The following is a 20,093-nucleotide window of genomic DNA, read 5'->3' on the forward strand; positions in this document are numbered from 1 at the left end:
GTACGTATGCGATACGCACTTCGTTGCGACCGGAACCCGGCGTAGTATAGAATCCGGAGGCAGGCGCCATGAACACCGTCTGTCCCTCGTACTCGAACTCCGACAGACACCAGGCACAGAACTTGTCCGAATCATCTACCGGAAGCTTTGCCACCGTATAGAAGGCTCCCATCGGGATGGGCGAATATACGCCCGGTATACGGTTCAATCCGTCAATCAAGCATTTACGGCGTTCTACATATTCATCGTATGTGTCGCGCAGATAATCCTCATCGGCATCCAGCGATGCTTCTGCGGCAATCTGGCCAATCAACGGAGGACTGAGACGCGCCTGGCAGAACTTCATGACAGCATCCCGGATTTCCTTGTTCTTCGTTATCAGGGCACCGATGCGGATGCCGCACTCCGAATAGCGCTTGGACACGGAATCAATCAGCACCACATTGTTCTCAATGCCCTCCAGATGGCAGGCAGAGATATAGGGAGAACCCGTATAAATAAATTCACGGTACACCTCGTCCGAGAAGAGGAACAAATCGTACTTCTTCACAAGGTCGCGAATCTGGTTCATTTCACGGCGTGTATAGAGGTAACCCGTAGGATTGTTGGGATTGCAAATCAAAATAGCACGTGTGCGCTCGTTAATCAACTCCTCGAACTTCTCTACCTTGGGCAACGAGAAACCCTCTTCGATGGTCGTGGCAATGGTGCGTATCTTGGCTCCGGCAGAGATGGCAAACGCCATATAATTGGCATAGGCCGGCTCGGGAACAATGATTTCATCCCCCGGATTGAGGCAAGCCAGGAAAGAGAACAACACCGCCTCCGAGCCGCCGGAAGTGATGATGATGTCGTCTGCAGTCAGATTGATATTGTACTTTGCATAGTAACCCACCAACTTCTCTCGGTAACTGCGATATCCCGCACTGGGACTGTATTCCAGAACTTTCCGGTCGATGTTCCGTATCGCTTCAATCGCGACTTCCGGAGTAGGCAGGTCGGGTTGACCGATGTTCAGGTGAAATACATGTATACCCCTCTGCTTGGCAGCATCTGCCAGAGGAGCCAGTTTTCTGATAGGAGATGCGGGCATCTCCATTCCGCGAATAGATATTGTTGGCATGAGGTTTATTTACTATTTGACGATTTATGATTTACTATTTAATAGAGTATTTATAGGTGATATTGCTATCACTTTATCATTAAAGTTGCAAATGTAGCGAATTATTTGAAACCAAAAGGAAGGCAAGACCATAAAAACTTTAAAAAACTTATCTATCGTAAAAACTCTATGATATGTAAACAGAAACTTGTATCTTTGAAAAAGCAAACGAGCCAAGTAGAATCAATTGTAAATAGTAAATAGTCAAATAGTAAATAACACCATGGTCATCAACCTTATAACTTTTGCTTCCATACTGCATAAACAAGCATCAGTCCGTAGCTCCCACGAAGTGATATTGACTGAATTGGAAAAATACTTTACCGTCAACTTCATTGATTACAAAGACATAGACAAGTTATCACCCGATGACTTCAGTATTATATTCATTGCCACCGGAGGTGTGGAACGGCTGGTAATCCAGCATTTCGAATCCCTTCCCCGCCCCGCCATCCTCTTGGCAGACGGCATGCAGAACTCACTGGCCGCCGCTCTCGAAATATCTTCCTGGCTGCGCGGCCGGGGAATGAAAAGCGAGATTCTTCACGGAGAGCTCCCCGAGACCATCAAGCGTATTTTTGTCCTGCACAGCAATTTCGTGGCACAACGCAGCCTTTTCGGCATGCGCATCGGCGTAATGGGCACTCCGTCCAGCTGGCTCGTTGCCAGCAATGTGGATTATCTGCTTGCCAAACGCCGCTGGGGTATCGAGTACACAGACGTCTCATTGGACCGCATTTATGAATACTACGGACAGATAACGGACGACGAGGTGGGCGAAGCATGCGCCGGACTGGCAGGAAAAGCGCTTGCCTGCCGAGAGGCAAGCCCCGAAGACATGATAAAAGCCATGCGGCTGTATCGAGCCATCAAGAGGATTGTAGAGGAAGAGCGACTGAGCGCCATTACCCTCAGCTGCTTCCGCCTGATAGACCAAACGGGAACCACCGGCTGCCTTGCCCTTGCCTTGCTGAACGACGAAGGAATCATTGCCGGATGTGAAGGCGATTTGCAATCCGTCTTCACCATGCTGGCCGTAAAAGTGCTGACGGGGAAAAACTCCTTCATGGCCAATCCTTCCATGATAAATGCCCGTACCAATGAAATCATATTGGCACACTGCACCATCGGCATCGCACAAACGGAGCAGTTCATCATACGCAACCATTTTGAGACGGAAAGCGGCATCGGTATTCAGGGAATCCTGCCGACGGGAGATGTAACCATCGTAAAATGCGGAAGCGAAAGCCTGGACGAATATTACTTGAGCACCGGCACGCTTGTTGAGAATACAAACTACATCAATATGTGCCGCACCCAAGTGCGGATAAAAATGAACTCCCCTGCCGACTATTTCCTCAAGACACCGCTGGGCAACCACCACATCATGCTGTATGGCAATTACGAGGATATATTGGAAGAGTTCCTGCAAGCCAATGCCTGCAAACGGATTGAATGATTACTCGTTCGCATCCGGTATCACCACCTCGAAACGCGTTCCTTTTCCCAACTCTGAGGAGACCGAGATAGAACCATGCAGGCGGTCTACGATGGTCTGGCAAATGCTCAGCCCCAAACCGGCGCCCTGCGTAAAGCTGTCTTCTTTGTAAAAGCGTTCGAAGATATGTTTCTGGGCGTCTTCAGAGATACCGCTTCCCGTGTCTTCGACAAAGATGGTGGTATATCCTTCCCGGTTCGTGACATAGCCGAAGGTGATGCTGCCCGTTACCGTGAATTTCTTGGCATTGTTTATCAAGTTGTTCACGACCTGCTTCAAGCGGACGGAATCGGTGATGACCAATTTGTCTTCCCCTTCCGGAATCTCTATACGCAGCTCTACATCCCGAGGCATACTCAGACGCTGGGATTCATGGACCTCCTGCATGATGAACGCCAGGTTGAATGCTCCGAACTTAAAGTCCATCGTGCCCGATTCTATGCGCGAGAGGTCCAGAATATCGTTTATCAACGCCAGCAGCAACGTACAGTTGATGTTGATTGTTTCGACGAACTGCTTTACCTCTTCCGGAGAAAAAGCGTCCAAGTCCTTCAATAAATCCGAGAAGCCGACAATGGCATTCAGAGGGGTACGTATCTCATGGCTCATATTGGCAAGGAACGCAGATTTGAGCTTGTCGGCCTGCAAGGCACGGTCACGTGCGGCAATCAGGGCTTCCTCCGTATCCTTGTAACGCTGGATGCTTTGGCATACTCCCAACACCATGTATGGGGTATCGACCGTCAGGCCGTCATAAGCGGTACTGCGAAACTCCCACCATTCATAGCTCCCGTCCACACTCTTCAACCGGAAACTCATCCGTGAATTGATTTCATTACCCAACAGAATGGCATCAAAATTCCTGCGCATATGCGGCAAGTCTTCCGGATGTATAAGGGCATCCATCTCATCACGCGTCAGCAAGTCCGTATCACCTATATACCCGAAACGGCGCAGCAATCCACCTGGGAAATGGAAGCGGTTCATACGCATGTTGTACTGCCACGGATAAATGGAGCTCTCCTCCACCGCCATGTTGAAAAAGCGCCTCTGCATCTCCTCTTCGGAGATATTGCGGCATACAATCGCCATTCCCGTCATCTTTTCATTGGCAAAGATAGGTACCACCTCGCCGGAAACGGGGAAATACGTTCCCTGATGGTTCTCCTGCATGAAGGCTTTCTCCGGAATAGGAATAGGGCTCTTGCCGGTACGTACTTTCTTCAACAAGTCCTGCAGGATATTTTCTCCATTCATGTAAATCCTAAAAATGGAGCCGGCCATCTGCCCTTCATAGAAACGGGACGTATAGGTCTCGGAAGAAAGTCCCAGCATCTGTAGCAACGGACGGTTGACAAAATGGATGCGCAGGTCGGTATCATACGTAATCAAGCCGTCGCGAATGGAACAGAAGATATTGTCGAACTCGTCGCGCTGCTCCACCAGGCGGTGCTGTATCAACAAGCGGGTCTGGGCATGTATGCGCTTGCGCGACTCCCTGCGGTTGGCACGGAAAAGCCAGGCAACCAGCAGCACCAATGCCCCGACAATCAGCGAATAGAACAGAATGAACCAGACACGGTAGCGCTCCACCAGCGGTATATTCAAAACGATGCCCTTGCTCTCCGCACGGTTCGTGTCCACACGGAAAAACTGCAACTGTTTGTAATCGAACAGTAACTTGCCCCCAAAGTCCTTTACTCCCAATGAAGCGGGCGACTTGCCCTTCAAAATACTTGCAGCCTGCCGGCCGGCGGCAAAGGCATCCTCTCCGGGAACGGCATCGTACACACACAGAACACCGTTCGTCATAGCCAGGTTCTGGCTGGTAAACACGGGGGCCTTCAACTTCAAGGAAAGAAAGGGAATCCATTTGGGAGCAATGACAATATGCTTGTAGGCATTGTAGTCATAGCAAATGGAAGTGATGATAGAGTTCAAGGACTTGGCCTGCACATTCAGCACTTTCAACTCATGCTCCGGATAGTTGCTCTTTATGCGTTCCCAGGATTCCTCCACAGCCTTAACCCCTTTAAGGCTCAGGAAACTGCTGTCGGACAGACAGACCAACTCCCTGCGGGAAGGAAACATGCGGACAGCCGCATCCAGCAAGACATCGAAATCCGTTTTCGAAACATAGCCGGAGACGTTGGGCATTCTTTCAAAGACCCTCTCATCCGGGTATTTGATACCCGAAACCACTACCGGTATCTGATAAGGCAGGGAATCACCGCAATGGGTCAATGTGAAGAAAGCCTCATCGCTGGAGGTCACAATCAAGTCCGTTTTCCGTTGCCTGGCACGCTCGCAGATGCGGCGCATGATGAAGCACTCGGAAGCGAAAGACCAGTAATCGGCATTCAGATATTCAGTAGTGATATTGGCTTTAACTCCCCCCTTGTCCAGTCCGTTCTCCAAATTTTCTGTCAGAAGGCTGTACCAAGGAGTATTTTTTGTATAGGACTGTATGAAAAGTACATTGTACGTACGTTCCGTAGCCGAAAGTGTTCCCGACATCAACCACAACAAGCCTGCAAACAATGGAAAGAAAAGGCGTTTCATCATAATATAGATTTTGTATACTCAACGCAAAACTCTTATTCGTCACGCAAATATACAAGTTATATTGAGAATGAGCACAGATTATTCAAAAAAAACTCACTCATCGTGCAATGCTTCGGCAGGCTGTACCTTCATGGCCCGTGAAGCCGGATACCAGATTCCTGCAATCACCATCAATGCCATCAATATCCAGACAATAGAAACGCATATGACAAATCTCCCCCAAGTGGCATCCGTGGCTTCCGTAAAAGTGACATCTGCCATAACCATATTGATACATATCATCAAAGCGGGGATGGAAGCAAGTGCCAACAGCAGCAACCCTTCACCCAGCAATTGCCAGCGTATTCTTCCGCGGCTGCTGCCCATGGCCATGCGCAAAGCAATCTCGCTGCGGCGATGGCGGGTACGGAACCAAAAAGTTCCCATCAGCCCGATGAATACATTGAAAACAAAGAATATCACAATGAGCCTTGCGCTGCGGATATACGGGGTGATTCCTTCGGCAGCATCCCGCTCTATCTTCTGGTCCTTATAGCTCTGTATGTCGAAAAGATAGAATGGAGCGACCTGCAGCTGCGACATCATATCCTGATAAAAACGGGCTGCAAAATTATCCGTATCCGCCTCCGGACGTATCCGTAGGGAGATGAACGGGAGGTACTGGTCCTCATAGAACCAACCGGGGAAAGGAGTCAGGACAAAAGGTCCGTAACGGGCATAGTCATCCGTCTTCTGCAAAGCACAGACTGCAGAGACACGGTAACGGAGACCTCCGCTGTAATAATCCAGAAACTCGCGGCCCACCGCCCTGGCACTTGTCTGAAAAAGACTGTCTGCCAAATCACGGGTCACCACGGCAGGCAGAGGACTGGCAGTGGAATTCCAATCCGAGACATTCCCCTGCAACAGCGGAATGCGCATGACGTCGAAATATTCGGGAGACACATAGCGCACTGTAGTCTCGACAACATGCACGCTGTCCGTCGTATACCCCTGGTAAACACGCCCGCGGGTATAAGTATCGGTACCCAGCCACGTGGCAGCACTTTCCACTGCAGGATATTGCCTGATACGCCGGAGCACTTCCTCCATCGGCTTGAACCAGAAGGTCTGCAGGCTGTCTTCCGACGTGCACGGCACTATCTGTGTGGGATTGCAGGAAATCCTTATCTTATAGACATGCTCCAAATCATACCCCTTAGGCTGCCGTTCTGTATGGGCAAAGCCATAGAGTACATCCACACAATACCACATCAATGTAAATACAATCAACAGCTCGGCAAACAGCCAGCCGTTACTGCGGCGCTGGTTCCATATCTGGTGTAAAATAGAATGTATCATACTCGTTACTGTTTTAATTGGGATTCGTTTATCCGCTCATTCTCCGCCAAGAACCTCGGCTATAGGGCGACGGGTGGCATGCCAGGCAGGAATAAACACAGAAAGCAGGTTGAACAACAGACACACCACCAATACAGCCACGAAAACCGCAGGACGGAGGAAGAGCCAGACGCTTACATCAAAATTCGTTCCGGGAGCACCATCGCCAAGCATCCAGTCCTTACCCAGCCATAGGAATATGCACGAAAAGAGAAAACCGAGCAATGCGCCGGCAAATGCCAAGGCCAGGTTCTCGCGGAGCAACTGCACCATCAAGGTAGAACGGCTGGCGCCGTATGCTTTCCTTACCGCAAGCTCAGCCATGCGACGGGACATTTGCGAAGATATAAGTCCGCTGACATTGATAGCGGGCACAATAAGCAATATCAAACCCAGGATGATGCAGGTTACGGCAGGACTCATCGTGTCATTACGGAAGAACTGCCGTTCCGTATAGGTGCTGAGGTCGGGAAGCTCCAGTTCATATTCGACCAGTATCTCGTTGAAGCGGGCAAGCGACTGTTCTATCTGCCGCTTGAGTTCCTCTCTGCCGACACCGGGCTTGACAAGGGCCACAGCCTCGAAATCTCCCCGTAGCCCTTCACTGCCCAGACCGGAATCCCGGGTGGAATAAGGCATCCACAACTCTCCATAGGCAAATGTGAACAGAGAGCTCACATCCTTGGTGACCCCGACAATGCGCTTAGGGCGAAAGTTGACAAAATAATTTTTGCCAATGGCTGCTTCGGCAGACCCGAAAGCTTCGCGGGCAAGCTGTTCGCCTATAACCACGACATCCCGGCAAGCATCGAACTCTTCGGTACTGAAAAGACGGCCCGCCACAAGAGGGATATCGTAGACACGCCAATAGTTCAAATCCACCTGACGAACCGTACGGCGCATTCCCCGCACGGGCGAATCCCCACAGTATCTAAGATAGGTAGGTCCCAGATAGGTGACAAGTTCCGCACCCGGAAGTTCTGCAAAAATAGCGTTGACAGCCCGATAAGACATGCCCGTATTGGAATTGCTGTGGTCGGACTTGCGGTAAGAGTATCCATAAGAAGAATATACCATGCTACTGCGGTGCGACTCGGGAGCCAAGTCAGCCGTCTGGATGTCATACACCATGTAAATGACCATGACAAAGGTTATACTCACTGCCGTACCGATGACGGAAACAGCACTGAAAAAGGGATTCTGGCGGATAAGAGCTAAAATTTGTTCCATAGCTTTCTATTCATCGTGCAATGCTTCGGCAGGCTGCACCTTCATCGCCTTGCGGGCGGGAATACCTATACCGATGACAATCATTAGGGTAATCAGCACAAAGCTGATGGCAGCACAGAGCAGCAGGCGGTCCCACTCCAACGTCGTACCGTTCCTCCAGGAATTCAACTCCAGGTGTGCAAGATTATAATCGATGAGCAATGCAACGGGGGTGACAATTGCCAACAACAATATCCCTTCACTAAGCAGCCGGCTGAAGATGGCACGGTCTGTCGCTCCATGCGCTTTGTGCAGTGCTATCTCCGAACGGCGTTGCTGCGTACGGAACCAGAATGTTCCGAGCAAGCCGAGGAAAATGTTCAGCAGTAGGAATCCCATACCCATCACATAGTTACGGATGTCATTGGTCCATGCCTGCTGGTAGTTGCGACGAATATCCTTGAAAGAACGTATCTCCGAAATGAAGATATTGCCTATGCGGAACTGGCTCTCACTGTCTGCCTTCAGCCTCTCAATGAAGTCATTGTCCTGCCCTTCACGGACGCGGACACAAAGTTCGAGACCGATATAGTAGAAACTCTGCTTCACCATCATGGAATATGAGCTTCGCGCCTGGTCATAATCGTGATAGCGTACATTTTGCAGTGCAGCACCCAGCCGGTAGGTCTTCGTAGTATCACCAAAAAGATAGAACCGCTGGCCTACGAGATCTGTCATCCGGCGGTCGTATTTCCGGTAGAGGTTATCCGAAGCCATAAACTCCCCGCGCTCCAACATTTCAGCCAATTGTTCGGGTGTCTCGCCACGCGTGCCCCGATAGCGGAATACACGGGGAAAGTCCGGTGTCACTAACCTGCGGATGGTCCAACCGGGAGAACGCAAAGTGTCATAGCTTACTTCAGCGCCTGAATTGCTTCCGTTGTAAGGATATGAATTCTGCGAAAGGCTGACCGCTTCTATCTCCGGCCGACGACGCAGACGCTCCAACAACTCGGCTATGTCATCGTGGGTCTGCTGAGAGGTATGCCCGGCTATGTAGTCGGGACTTTTGGGTGTCAGTTCCCCCAACTCTATAAGGTAGCAGTGCTCTATATTAAAGCCTCTCGGCTCCAGATAGGTGGCGGCGCGCGTGTAGAGATAGTCTACCACGTACCACATCACTACACTCACTACCAATAACTCCAACACCAACCATAGGTTTGAGAGCCATTCATTCTTTATCTGTGTAAGAAGTTTCTTAGTCATTTTCTTCAATGATTAATGTTTTGTGATGGAGTTATTTATGCAAACGTCCGCCCAATGCATTTACAATCCCTATTCTTGATGCACGCCATGCGGGAATACCGGAACTTAGTAAGTTCAGCACAAAGCAGAACAACAACGCCCAGCCAAAGGTGGAGCCATGCAGCAATATGCTTGCATCCACTGCCGGAGGACTCAGCGTCTGGCTGAATTCCTGCGCAAACAGCAGTGTATTTCCCAAATAAGCGAATGCTACACTCAGCAACAATCCCATCACCCCTGCCAGCAATGTCACCACCAGATTTTCTGCAATGATTTGCCCCATCAGTTCCAGTCTCGTTGAACCGAATGCCCGGCGCACACCAATCTCTGCCACACGCTGGCGCAGACGGCTCTGCGTCATCGAGCTGAGGTTGATGGCAGGAACAATCAGTAGAATGATGAAGATAATGAGACGCTGCCTGCGTGCCTGGTCCACGTCCGGTTCGATGTTGGCAGCCATTCCTGCGGCATTTTTCTCCTGGTCATAAGGACGGTTACGGTAAATCAACGAATAACCATTCTCGCCAATTACAGTGTCGTACTCCTGACGGCGGCGTTCCGTCTCCTCACGAATAGCAGGAAAATCATCACGGCTTTTCGCCAGAATGGTAACGCTCATCATCCCCATATGCTCATCACTCCATGTGCTTTTCGTTATCTCAGTAGAAGTATAGGGCACCCATACCTGCGCATAGGCAGTGTTGGCCAAAGTAGAAACATCCTTCACTACACCGGACACTGTATAAGGAGCATGGTTCAAAAGGAATTCGCGACCAACAGCCTCCGTTGTCTGGAATAACCTGCGCGCTACACTTTCCGTAATTACCGCTACAGGTAGTCCGGCATCGAATGTAGCCTGGTCATAAGGTTTCCCGGCAACAAAAGAGAAATCAAACACACGCCAGAAAGTATCATCTGTCTGCAACAGGTCGATACCCGTTGCAGGTTGTCCCGGCAGATTCACGGGGGTAGAAATGACCATACAGGTATAAATCGTTACTGCTTCGGGGGTCTTCAGCGATTTGAAGCACTCAAGCGCAGTCTTTATCCCCATCGGTCCGTTGGAACTGTTTCCCTCTCCCCAGCTTTTGTTGGTGATGCTCATATAATGCACATGTAGAAAGCGGTCGCGGTTGCTCTCCGGAGCAAACGGAGCTACCTTCACCTGCTGCATCATCACCACCAGCATGATGAGGAAGATGGCAAGTGCCGTACCGGCTATGCTGACGGCACTAATCATCGGTTGCTGCCGCAACTGTGCCCAGGCTTGTGTGAAGTATTGCTTTATCATATTGATATTTACGATTAGACGATTTACTATTTACGATTGGTGTTACCGCTACTCAACGGCCCACCTTCAGGTTACATGTATTCACTCCGCCTATGCCTCCTTTAGAAATGTCAGCATGCCCGGCAGTTCCGCTCAAAGTGACGTCACCCACACCACTCATTCTGGCAGTCAAATAATCGCAGACTACATGAATATCGGCGCTACCTACTCCGCGCAAAGCAACTTTCAGCTCGTCACACGTCAAATCGGATACATTCACTTCACCCACTCCCTTTACCTCAAATGACACCTCATCCAGTTTCAAGGGCTTCTCACAATTGAACTCCCCTACACCGGTAAACTCCACCTTCTTCAAATCAGGAGCCGAAATCCAAATGGTCACGCCATCTTTCTGATTTCTCATGCTCTTGTTTTTCCTATCCTTGAAGCCTATCAGCAGACAGCCGTCCTTCACTGTGGTTTCTGTATTCTTCACGTGCTTCTCCTTACCTTCAATCTTGAAAGAATAAGTGTCACTCTGTGTAAAATAAATTGTTCCCACAGACGTTATCTCAATGGACGAAAAGGCATCCACTTTGCGCACTTCACTCACTTTGGTATCTTGTGCATAAACACTCAGCATACCTACAAATGTCAATATCAATGCAATGATAATACCTACTATATTAGTTTTCATTTTTCTTCTTTTTTATTGTTAATCCTCTATTGTTTTTCATACTACTCTTCATGCAACGCCTCTGCCGGCTCAATCTTCATAGCCTGCCGTGCCGGAAACCATATTCCAATCACTACCATCAGAGCTATCAGTAACCAAGCCCCTAGAGAACCTGCAAGGAAGCGTATCACACTCCACTCTATCGGCCAAGTGGATATGAGAGAGGTACGTCCTATAGTAAATTCCGCCATCCCCACATTGTAGCATACAACCATGGCAGGCAATGTCACTAACGCCAATAACAGTAACCCCTCACCTATCAGTAAACGAAACACACCGCCACGCGTACTGCCCATCGCCATCCGTAGAGCTATCTCCGAACGGCGGCGGCGAGTACGGAACCAAAAGGTGCCTATTAACCCCAAAAATACATTCACCAGCAGGAAGAGCACCACCACAGCCTGACTGTTCACCTTATCCGTATCGCCATTCATCACCTCGAACTGCAACTGTTGTTCAGTATAGGGAGCGGCATCTGCCACAAACGCATTGTCCGTGTCCAGTTTAGGCGCTATTTCGCGCAGAAACTTCTCCCGATAATCCGGTCCGTCGGCAGCAGGCTTCACGCGGAAAACAATCTGCGACCAATTGTCGGCAAACTCTGCCTTAATCATATTCTCTCCCAAATGATAAAAGAACCAAGGTTCCTCAACTCCATAACGATAGGAACGGAAAGCACCGGTCTTCCCCATCTGCTTGATGATTGTAACAGAATCACCATTACCTAACGGCGTAGTCTGCGAAAACTCCGGCATTTTCTTACGAAAACGTTCAAAAGCGGCATTACTCAGTGTCACATTGTTCCATCCTGCGGGAGTGTCCCGGAACGGGTGACGCGGGTCCTCACTTATCCGGAAAACATCCATATATCCTCCAGTCGTATAAATACAGCGTCCTTGCACCCAGGAAGTATCTTGCACAACCAACGCATTGTAACTATTACTGCCACTCATCGGAAGGCTCCAATAACAAAGGGCAGCTGCCTCTACGGAAGGCTCTTGTTCCAATTTCGCCAATATACCCAGATATTTATCGGCATCAGTCAGACTCGTATCCCGACTTTCTCCACCTACAACGGTGGATAATTTATAGACATGTTCAATATTATAACCCAGCGGACGGTAGAAAGTATATTTCATGCATCCCAGTGAGTCACAGAGGAACCACATCACGATGAATACCAAGAACAATTCAGCCAATACCCAGCCGTTACTGCTGAAGCGTGCCTTTATCATACGTAAGTTATGTATCGTAAATTTCATATCAAGTACCTCCTTCTATTTATCATTCAAAGAATCTACAATAGTGTGCCGTGCCGCTATCCATGCAGGCAGTGCCGCACTCAACAGATTGATGACCACACAGAAAACAAATGCCAGCAGGAATACCCACGGACTAAACAGTGCCTCCATGTTCAAGCTGAACTCGCCCGACGTACCCACATTCTGATTATTGGTGAACAGCCACATACGCATGGCATATACTGCCAAATAACTGAAAAGCAGTCCCACTACTCCACCCAGTAATGTCAACATCAGATTTTCGTTCAGTATCTGCCGCACAAGCACACTTTTCGTTCCTCCAAAAGCCTTACGTACACCTAATTCGGTAATACGTTGCTGCATGCGGCTGTTACTCAAGCCACACAGATTGAGTGACGGTACCAACAAAATGATAAATAAAGCTACGGCATATTGAAGATAAAGCATTGTCAAGTCTGGCCCTACATTAGCCCATACGTGGTTGACGTGCGCCACGATATTGTCCGGCTGTTCCATGATGTCTATCTGTTTATTACCCAATCCGGCATTAACACGTTCCACCTGCTTGGCAATGCCCTCCCGGATGGCAGGAAAGTCATCGGATGTACGTGCCAATACAGCAATCTGCATGCCTCCCAAATAACTGTGGACTCCGGTAATTTTCAGTTCGTCGGCACTGTACATACCCCATACTTGTGCATATGCATCCTTAGCAGTGACGGAAACATCTTTCACCACTCCCACGATACGCGCAAGTTCCCGGTTCAGCAGGAATTCCTGTCCCACTACATCTGTACTTCCATACAGTTTCCGCGCTACAGACGCACAGACTACTACAGCCTTGCTTTCTCCAGCACGGTCGGCTTCGCTGAAGCCGCGTCCGGCAAGAAACTGCATGCTGAACACTTTCCAGAAGTCGGGATCTGTCCGCATAGCATCCACTTTCACCCGATTGTTACCGTCAGTCAACGAAGCCAACGACAAACCGGCTGGGGAAAATGCCGTACAGTATTCCACTTCGGGCACCGGCTGCACGCATTCTTTCATAAATGCCGCCGAAGGATTACTCCAATTATTATTGCCGTCCTTTTCCTTGTCGTATACGTGCATAGCGGAAAAGTAAAGACACCGACTGCGGTTCACTTCCGGTTCCAAGTCAGCATATTTCGTCTGCCAAGTAATCACAATAGCCATAATCATGGTGATAGCAAAGGCCGTACCCAATATGGAAATCGTACTTAGCAGCGGATTCTGCTTCAAGATTGTAAAAGCTTGTCTTACGGTTTGCATTTCATTTATTGATAGTTGATAATTAATAGTTGACAGTTGGCTGTTAAGCAGTAATTATTCCACCTGACGTCCGTCGAAGAAGCGGACGGTACGTGAGGTCTGTTTGGCCTGCTCTTCATTGTGGGTCACCATCACGATGGTACGTCCGTCTTCCTTGTTCAGTTGATGCAACAGTTCCATGACTTCGGCACCCATCTTGGAGTCCAGGTTACCGGTGGGCTCATCGGCGAGGATTATCTCCGGGTTGCCGATAATGGCACGGGCAATGGCTACACGCTGGCACTGACCGCCGGAAAGCTGTGTAGGCATGTGACGCATGCGGTGGCTCAAACCGACCTTCTTCAATACCTCTTCCGCCAGATGACGGCGTTCCTTGGCAGACACCTTTCTATACAGCAAAGGCAGCTCCACATTATCCAGCACATTCAGCGAATTAATCAGATGGAAAGACTGGAACACAAAACCCAGCTTCTGGTTACGGAAAGCAGCCAGCTCCTTGTCCTTCATGCCGTCCACTTTTGTACCGGCTATTTCGATGGTGCCGCTGGTAGGTGCATCCAGTAAACCCATAATGTTCAGCAACGTAGATTTTCCACAACCGGAAGGTCCCATGATACTGAGAAATTCTCCCTTGTTCACTTCGAGGTTTACATTTTCCAATGCCACGGTTTCAATCTCGTTTGTACGATAAATCTTGTTGATGCCAGTTAACTTAATCATAATGGTAAGTATTTAATTGTTATTATTCTGTTCCGTTTCTATTCCGCACAATTTCTGCTTCAAGAGGTCAAAAGTTGTGCCAAAACCGTTTATCATTGATTATCTGCTATTTATACATGCAGTAAGGTGTCCGAAAATGAACACTTTGTCCGTTTTCATCTATTCGTCACGCAGGGCTTCCGTAGGTGGAATGCAGCTGATGTTGCGCGCCGGGATATAGATTCCCACCAACACTACCACCAGCAGTATCAGAAAGATGACGAGCGACACGAGCAGATAATGCGAGGTGAAATCCGACACCCAATAGCTCTCTGTACTCTCCACCCAATTCTGTCCTTTGGCCAGCCCTTCTTTCAGTGCATATTGCAAATAAAGCAGAAAACCAGTCAGTGAAGCGACCACGGTCAATACCGTGCCTTCGCCCATCAGCAGGCGGACAATGTCACTACGTGTAGCTCCGAACGACAGCATCACTCCCACTTCCTCGCGCCTCGTACGTGTCTGCAACCAGAAGGTACCGATGACACCCAGGCAAAGATTCACCAGGAAGAAAGCCGCCATCGCCAGATTACGGCGGTAAATCGGTGTGGAATTGCTGGCTTCGCTCTCCGTTATAATCTGCTCATAGGAACGGACACTACGGGCAAACAGATTACCCCGCCTCATCTCCTTCACCATCCAGGGACGGAAATCGTGCAGAAAACGCTCCATGCTGACACCCTCTTTGAGACGTACCAGGATATGGGCACTTTCAGGGATATAACTTGTATCGATGGTAAGCATCGGCATAAATGCAACGGGGACGGGACGCCACTCGCTATACATCTTCATGGCTCCTATCGTACCGACAACCGGCATGTACAAGGTATCTCCATGGTCTCTGCTTATACAGCGTTTGCCATGCGCGTCTTTGGTATGGAACAACTGTTCGGCAGCATTCTCCGTCAGTACAATGTCATTCGGGGCATAGGCGTAGTCGGACAGCTGTCCGGGTGTCCGCCCCTTACCGGAACGGAAACCATACGTATCGAAAAAGTTCGTATGAGGCAAAAATTGTATCATCATAATAGATAAGGGAATCGTATCCCCTTCGGCAAACAATTGACTATTCGAACTTCCCGAAGAATTGGGATAACAGAATCCCAGCACGGGAGTGGCCGATTCCACACCGTCAAAGTCCTTGACATAACGCACCAAATTATAATAGTTGTCCACCAACGTAGCAGAGTCCTGCGCTTCGGCATCGTATCCCGGTGCCTGGGGCTGCAATGCGCCCAATGAAATGAGGCAAAGCCGCTCCGCATCATAGCCCAACGGGATATTACGATCGTGCGTGACCACAATCACCGGGTCCAATACAACCCAACTGATGATACTCACCAATATCAATTCGGCCAACAACCATCCGTTCTTGCGGCGGCGCGCCCAAAGATTCTTCCATATTAACTTAAACATACCAACCTCCCGTGTCTTATCGTTTTTCATTCAGTGAGTTCACAATCGGTTTCCGCAAGGAATACCACGCCGGTATAAGGGCCGACAACAGATTCAGCACGACGCACAGCGCCAATGCGGCGAGAAAAACCAGCGGAGCAAACAGCATTTCACCCGATACGCGGACCTCCACTCCTTCGGGTACCATATTCGGCCAGCTGTCGAATACCGTAAATATCCACTCGCGTCCCACGTAAAGTGCCAGCCATGCCAGCAGCAAGCCCAATGCTCCGCCCAGTGCGGTCAGCAGCAGGTTTTCCCACATCACTTGTGAAAGCAGTATCTTACGTCCGGCTCCAAACGATTTCCGCACGCCCATCTCTGCCAGACGTCCCTCCATACGGCTCGATATCATGCCGCTCAGATTCAGGGCAGGCACCAACAGCAATACGAGCAGGACAAGCAGAAAGTGGCGCACTGTGGCCCAAAGGTCAAACTCCATACTTGCATAAGTCTTGAAGACACTCAACAGATGGGAGGTGGGCTGCTCCCAGAAATCTACTTTCCATTCATCGGGATGCATAAGATTCTCCTTGCGGCAGATTTCCTTTATCTCAGCCCGCAGAGCATCTCCCTGCTTACTGTCCTGCACCAGAAAGGCAGCACTGAAAGCTCCCAGATAGGGAAGGTCGTACTTGGGAGTGCTGTAATCGGGCGACACCGTATAAGGTATATAAAGCTGTGCATAGGATTTAGAGGTGAGGTAACTGGCACTGCGCACCACCCCACAAACCCGATAGTCGATATAGTTCAGGCTGAACGAGCGTCCTACTACCTCTTCCGTCGTACCGAACAAGCGGCGTGCCAAATCATCGGTAATGACAGCAGTGGAAATGCCACTTGCCAGGTCGGATGCCGTGAATGGACTACCTTCCAGGAATTGGAAAGAATATATCTTGAAAAAAGCAGGGTCTGTCAACTTTACCATAACCGGAAAATCACCGCTGCGGTCGGCAGGCTGTATATAACTGTTTTCCGACAAATCATTATGCAGCTCGGCCGAAACGACAAGGGCATTCTCTACGGGATAGAACCAGTCTTGCAGTGCCTTGTAGGAAACAGCCCATTGCATGGTCCTGGTATTGTTGCCGCTTCCCTGCGTGAATTTTGAATTGCTGAGGTAAAGCGTATTCATGCGGTTTGCCTCTGGATAGACGGGCGCAATCTTCACATAATACACCACCGCCATAATCATTGTCATGGCAATGGCCAGCCCCGTACCCACAATGTAGAGCATGCTGAACAGTTTATTCTGCTTCAACAGCTCCCAGGCTTGTTTCAAGTAAACCTTTATCATTTTAGCTTCAACTTATTCTTGTTCTTATAGTTACTCATATCGCTCACCACCACTTCATCACCCGGTTGCAAGCCACTGACCACTTCTACAAACTCAAAGTTGGAATCGCCCAGCTGCACCTTGCGCTTTACAATTTCCTTGTCGGAATTGCGTACAAAAAGTTCATACTCCCCACGTCCCACATAATAGCTGGCATTGGCTATGCGCATCACGTCTTCCTTCACTGCATTCATCACATAGACGTCGGTTTTCAGACCGGAACGCAGTCGGCGGTTGTTGTCCTCATTCAACTGCACGGTAAAGGAGATGACGCCATTCTTTGAAAGCGGAGTAACACTGCTTACGGAACCTTCCAGCTTTTCGCTGCCAATCTTCACAATGGCCTTGCCGCCGGCAGCCACACGGTCACCGTAAGTATCGGCAATCTCGCCTTCCACCTTGAAGTGACTCAAGTCGGAGATGACGGCAATCTGTGAGCCTTCGGGAACCTGAGCACCAATCTGATTGTTGATATAAGTAAGGATGGCCTTCCGGGGCGAACGCACCTGCGCATCGTCGAGCGTACGTTTGGTTTCGGCCAGTGTCTTTTGGAACATGCTGAAATCCAGTTCCTGCACTTGGTATTCTGCAGCCAGCACTTCCTTCTCGTTGGCATACTGCTGCTGTAATTGCTCGTATTCCAGTTGTGCTACGTTGTAGCTCAGTTCGGCTTGGCGCACTTTGTCGGTGGTGCCCGAACCGAGGCTATCAAGGTACTGCTCGTTACGCAGCTCCACCTTCATGCGGTCCAGCTTCATGGCGGAGACTTTGATTTTCATCTGAAGGTCGGTCAGCTTGGTCTGGTTGTCGAGTTTCAGCTGTTTCAGCTTGTAGCTGCGCATCTGCTCTTCATCCAGCATCTTTTTGTAGTCGGTTTCGGCGCTCTGCAAGTCCAGTTTCAGGATGGGGGTACCTACATCCACGCTGTCGCCACCTTTTCTGTACACTTCCAAAATGCGGGTATTGATGGGCGAGTTGATAATTTCCTCGAATGCCGGGACTACCTTGCCGGAGGCGCTAACGCTGACTTCAATCGTGCCTTTACCCACTTGGGAGAAAACGAGGTCTTTCTCCTTCACTCCCGTACGCATCAATGAAATGAGTACACTGACCACTACGATACCTGCCACGCCGATAGCACCGTAGCGGATGATTTTCTTATTGCGTTCTTTATTACGCACTTCTTTCGGAATTTCTCTATCCATATCTTTTAATTTTATTGTTTGCGAACATAACGCTTAATATATACTAAATCCATGCCAAAATCATAACCCCCTGAAAGTAAGCGAAAAGACAAAAAAGAAGGGTGTCCGTTTTCGGACACCCTGTACATTTTCGGATAGCTTCTTTATCTTAATCTCAATCTGTCGCCAATCTCCGGCACGTATTCCGCATCCTTGCGATTCATCTTATAAAGGTTCTTCAGACGAATGCCGTACTTTTGGGAAATGGTATGCATGGAATCACCGTCTTTCACTATGTAGACGGTATGGGGTTTGGCGGCTTTCTTGCGCTTTTCTTTCAAGTAAATAATGTCTCCCGCCTCCAGTGTGTATTCTTTATGGAGGTCGTTGTATTTCACCAGCTTCTTCCAGCTGATGTCAAACTCCTTGCCCAACACCTGGAAGGTGTCTCCGTCGCGCGCCACGACATAAGCTATATCGTTGGCAATGTACACCTGATGCGGATTGGCCAGCCAAGGTTTCTTTTTCAGTTCCTTCTCCCAACTGCGGACATCGCGCTTGCTCATGCCACGGCTGTCGTACTTATACAGTTCATAGTCCTCAATAATGGTTATCAAGCGGTTGGCATACGACGGGTCGGTAGCATAGCCGGCCTTCTTCAAGCCGCGCGCCCAACCCTTATAGTCCGTAATCTTCAGTTTGAAAAGAAAAGCATAACGTGCTCCCCGTTTCAAGAAATCGGAATGGTCTTCATAAGAGTCTTTCGGATTGCGATAAGCGCGGAAACATTCATTGCGGGCATCGTCATCATGCCTCACCGTCCGTCCGCGCCAGTTGCCTCCACACTTGATGCCGAAGTGATTGTTGCTCTTGCGCGCCAGCTCACTGTATCCGGCACCGCTCTCCAACAGCCCTTGGGCCAGCGTGATGCTGGCAGGTATCTTATGACGTTGCATCTGCTCCACGGCAAGGGGAGCATACTGTTTGATATACTCATTGTAGCGGGCATTCCGGCGTTGTGCCTGCACTGTTGTTATGGAAATAAAAAGAAATGCTATGATAGCAGTCAGTCTGAAAATCCGTTTCATGCTTAAAATGTTGAGTTCTGCACAAAAGTCCGTAAAAGAATTGAAATAACCAATCTCTTTTCTATCTTTGTAACATTAATTACAATATAACCCTTTGCCTTATGAAAGAATTAAATATCGAAATCGCCGTCAAGATATACGACTATGAAGAACTGGATGCCGCCGACCGCGAACTGATGGATGCCGCCCGCGAGGCTACCAACCGCAGCTATGCCCCTTACTCCCATTTCTCGGTAGGAGCTGCAGCCAGACTGGCAAACGGTATTGTAGTGACCGGCACCAACCAGGAAAACGCTGCCTATCCTTCCGGGCTGTGTGCAGAACGCACCACCCTATTCTATGCCAACTCCCAACATCCCGACCAGGCAGTGACCACCCTCGCCATTGCCGCACGCAACGAGCACAACGAGTTCCTGGAGTCTCCCATTCCTCCCTGCGGTGCCTGCCGGCAAGTGATGCTCGAAACGGAAAAGCGCTTCAAGCATCCCATGAGGGTGTTGCTATATGGCAAAAAGGGAATCTACGAGCTGAAGAATGTGGGAGAATTACTGCCACTCTCGTTCGATGCTTCGGCCATGAAGTAACAGAACCAAT

The 20,093-nt window shown here is 49.4% G+C and carries 16 protein-coding genes; 2 read left to right on the forward strand and 14 right to left on the reverse strand.

The annotated features are described in order from the left end of the window. The coding region (locus ABUA47_RS11100) for a pyridoxal phosphate-dependent aminotransferase (protein ID WP_349831609.1) at positions 1–1,123 on the reverse strand (1,123 nt) is incomplete at its 3' end. Positions 1,124–1,385: 262 nt separating this feature from the next. Here ABUA47_RS11100 and ABUA47_RS11105 point away from each other — a divergent pair. After that, entirely contained in the window at positions 1,386–2,621 is a 1,236-nt protein-coding gene (locus tag ABUA47_RS11105) for a fucose isomerase (RefSeq protein WP_005831144.1), read from the forward strand. On the opposite strand, the gene ABUA47_RS11110 is transcribed toward ABUA47_RS11105, so the two are convergent. The 13 genes from ABUA47_RS11110 to ABUA47_RS11170 form a co-directional block, all read right to left on the reverse strand. Beyond that, positions 2,622–5,225, reverse strand: a complete 2,604-nt coding sequence (locus ABUA47_RS11110; RefSeq protein WP_118358059.1) for a PAS domain-containing sensor histidine kinase — start codon at positions 5,223–5,225, stop codon at positions 2,622–2,624. A gap of 93 nt (positions 5,226–5,318) precedes the next feature. Continuing rightward, positions 5,319–6,566, reverse strand: a complete 1,248-nt coding sequence (locus tag ABUA47_RS11115) for an ABC transporter permease (protein ID WP_035448741.1) — start codon at positions 6,564–6,566, stop codon at positions 5,319–5,321. A 36-nt stretch (positions 6,567–6,602) separates the two neighbouring features. Continuing rightward, positions 6,603–7,835 (reverse strand): ABC transporter permease, encoded by a 1,233-nt coding sequence (locus ABUA47_RS11120; protein WP_016274404.1) that lies wholly within the window; start codon positions 7,833–7,835, stop codon positions 6,603–6,605. Positions 7,836–7,841: 6 nt separating this feature from the next. Further along, on the reverse strand, positions 7,842–9,080 hold the full coding sequence (locus ABUA47_RS11125) for an ABC transporter permease (protein ID WP_005831152.1): 1,239 nt from the start codon (positions 9,078–9,080) through the stop codon (positions 7,842–7,844). A gap of 31 nt (positions 9,081–9,111) precedes the next feature. Beyond that, positions 9,112–10,410: an ABC transporter permease gene (locus ABUA47_RS11130; protein WP_005831154.1), complete on the reverse strand. Its 1,299-nt coding sequence runs from the start codon at positions 10,408–10,410 to the stop codon at positions 9,112–9,114. Between the two features lie 52 nt (positions 10,411–10,462). Continuing rightward, complete coding sequence (locus ABUA47_RS11135) at positions 10,463–11,086, reverse strand: GIN domain-containing protein (RefSeq protein WP_005837414.1); 624 nt, start codon at positions 11,084–11,086, stop codon at positions 10,463–10,465. A gap of 41 nt (positions 11,087–11,127) precedes the next feature. Then, complete coding sequence (locus ABUA47_RS11140; RefSeq protein WP_005831158.1) at positions 11,128–12,387, reverse strand: FtsX-like permease family protein; 1,260 nt, start codon at positions 12,385–12,387, stop codon at positions 11,128–11,130. 15 nt (positions 12,388–12,402) lie between these two features. Then, positions 12,403–13,677 carry an ABC transporter permease gene (locus ABUA47_RS11145; protein ID WP_008664745.1) on the reverse strand — a complete coding sequence of 425 codons (1,275 nt, stop codon included), beginning with the start codon at positions 13,675–13,677 and terminating at the stop codon, positions 12,403–12,405. Positions 13,678–13,731: 54 nt separating this feature from the next. Next, positions 13,732–14,397: an ABC transporter ATP-binding protein gene (locus ABUA47_RS11150; protein WP_005831162.1), complete on the reverse strand. Its 666-nt coding sequence runs from the start codon at positions 14,395–14,397 to the stop codon at positions 13,732–13,734. Between the two features lie 159 nt (positions 14,398–14,556). Continuing rightward, on the reverse strand, positions 14,557–15,852 hold the full coding sequence (locus tag ABUA47_RS11155; RefSeq protein ID WP_035449316.1) for an ABC transporter permease: 1,296 nt from the start codon (positions 15,850–15,852) through the stop codon (positions 14,557–14,559). A 16-nt stretch (positions 15,853–15,868) separates the two neighbouring features. Continuing rightward, a complete protein-coding gene (locus ABUA47_RS11160; protein ID WP_005831165.1) occupies positions 15,869–17,188 on the reverse strand; it encodes an ABC transporter permease in 1,320 nt (439 codons plus the stop codon). Then, positions 17,185–18,432 carry an efflux RND transporter periplasmic adaptor subunit gene (locus tag ABUA47_RS11165; protein ID WP_016274396.1) on the reverse strand — a complete coding sequence of 416 codons (1,248 nt, stop codon included), beginning with the start codon at positions 18,430–18,432 and terminating at the stop codon, positions 17,185–17,187. The genes ABUA47_RS11160 and ABUA47_RS11165 overlap by 4 nt, the downstream gene beginning before the upstream one ends. A gap of 143 nt (positions 18,433–18,575) precedes the next feature. Then, positions 18,576–19,499 carry a glucosaminidase domain-containing protein gene (locus ABUA47_RS11170; protein ID WP_035448747.1) on the reverse strand — a complete coding sequence of 308 codons (924 nt, stop codon included), beginning with the start codon at positions 19,497–19,499 and terminating at the stop codon, positions 18,576–18,578. Between the two features lie 101 nt (positions 19,500–19,600). Here ABUA47_RS11170 and cdd point away from each other — a divergent pair, with 101 nt between their 5' ends. Beyond that, positions 19,601–20,083 carry a cytidine deaminase gene (gene cdd, locus ABUA47_RS11175; RefSeq protein ID WP_005831168.1) on the forward strand — a complete coding sequence of 161 codons (483 nt, stop codon included), beginning with the start codon at positions 19,601–19,603 and terminating at the stop codon, positions 20,081–20,083. Positions 20,084–20,093 lie beyond the last annotated feature (10 nt).

Origin of the sequence: Bacteroides sp. RTP31139st1_H2_RTP31139_211217, from assembly GCF_040227615.1 — a bacterium.
Lineage (GTDB): Bacteria > Bacteroidota > Bacteroidia > Bacteroidales > Bacteroidaceae > Bacteroides > Bacteroides uniformis.

What these genes read in the sequence shown, in the direction of transcription:
- ABUA47_RS11165 (WP_016274396.1), bottom strand. Translation starts at nt 18,432, where the DNA reads ATGGATAGAGAAATTCCGAAAGAAGTGCGTAATAAAGAACGCAATAAG.
- ABUA47_RS11145 (WP_008664745.1), bottom strand. Translation starts at nt 13,677, where the DNA reads ATGCAAACCGTAAGACAAGCTTTTACAATCTTGAAGCAGAATCCGCTG.
- ABUA47_RS11110 (WP_118358059.1), bottom strand. Translation starts at nt 5,225, where the DNA reads ATGATGAAACGCCTTTTCTTTCCATTGTTTGCAGGCTTGTTGTGGTTG.
- ABUA47_RS11105 (WP_005831144.1), top strand. Translation starts at nt 1,386, where the DNA reads ATGGTCATCAACCTTATAACTTTTGCTTCCATACTGCATAAACAAGCA.
- ABUA47_RS11155 (WP_035449316.1), bottom strand. Translation starts at nt 15,852, where the DNA reads ATGTTTAAGTTAATATGGAAGAATCTTTGGGCGCGCCGCCGCAAGAAC.
- ABUA47_RS11115 (WP_035448741.1), bottom strand. Translation starts at nt 6,566, where the DNA reads ATGATACATTCTATTTTACACCAGATATGGAACCAGCGCCGCAGTAAC.
- ABUA47_RS11140 (WP_005831158.1), bottom strand. Translation starts at nt 12,387, where the DNA reads ATGAAATTTACGATACATAACTTACGTATGATAAAGGCACGCTTCAGC.
- ABUA47_RS11120 (WP_016274404.1), bottom strand. Translation starts at nt 7,835, where the DNA reads ATGGAACAAATTTTAGCTCTTATCCGCCAGAATCCCTTTTTCAGTGCT.
- ABUA47_RS11125 (WP_005831152.1), bottom strand. Translation starts at nt 9,080, where the DNA reads ATGACTAAGAAACTTCTTACACAGATAAAGAATGAATGGCTCTCAAAC.
- cdd (WP_005831168.1), top strand. Translation starts at nt 19,601, where the DNA reads ATGAAAGAATTAAATATCGAAATCGCCGTCAAGATATACGACTATGAA.
- ABUA47_RS11150 (WP_005831162.1), bottom strand. Translation starts at nt 14,397, where the DNA reads ATGATTAAGTTAACTGGCATCAACAAGATTTATCGTACAAACGAGATT.
- ABUA47_RS11135 (WP_005837414.1), bottom strand. Translation starts at nt 11,086, where the DNA reads ATGAAAACTAATATAGTAGGTATTATCATTGCATTGATATTGACATTT.
- ABUA47_RS11130 (WP_005831154.1), bottom strand. Translation starts at nt 10,410, where the DNA reads ATGATAAAGCAATACTTCACACAAGCCTGGGCACAGTTGCGGCAGCAA.
- ABUA47_RS11170 (WP_035448747.1), bottom strand. Translation starts at nt 19,499, where the DNA reads ATGAAACGGATTTTCAGACTGACTGCTATCATAGCATTTCTTTTTATT.
- ABUA47_RS11160 (WP_005831165.1), bottom strand. Translation starts at nt 17,188, where the DNA reads ATGATAAAGGTTTACTTGAAACAAGCCTGGGAGCTGTTGAAGCAGAAT.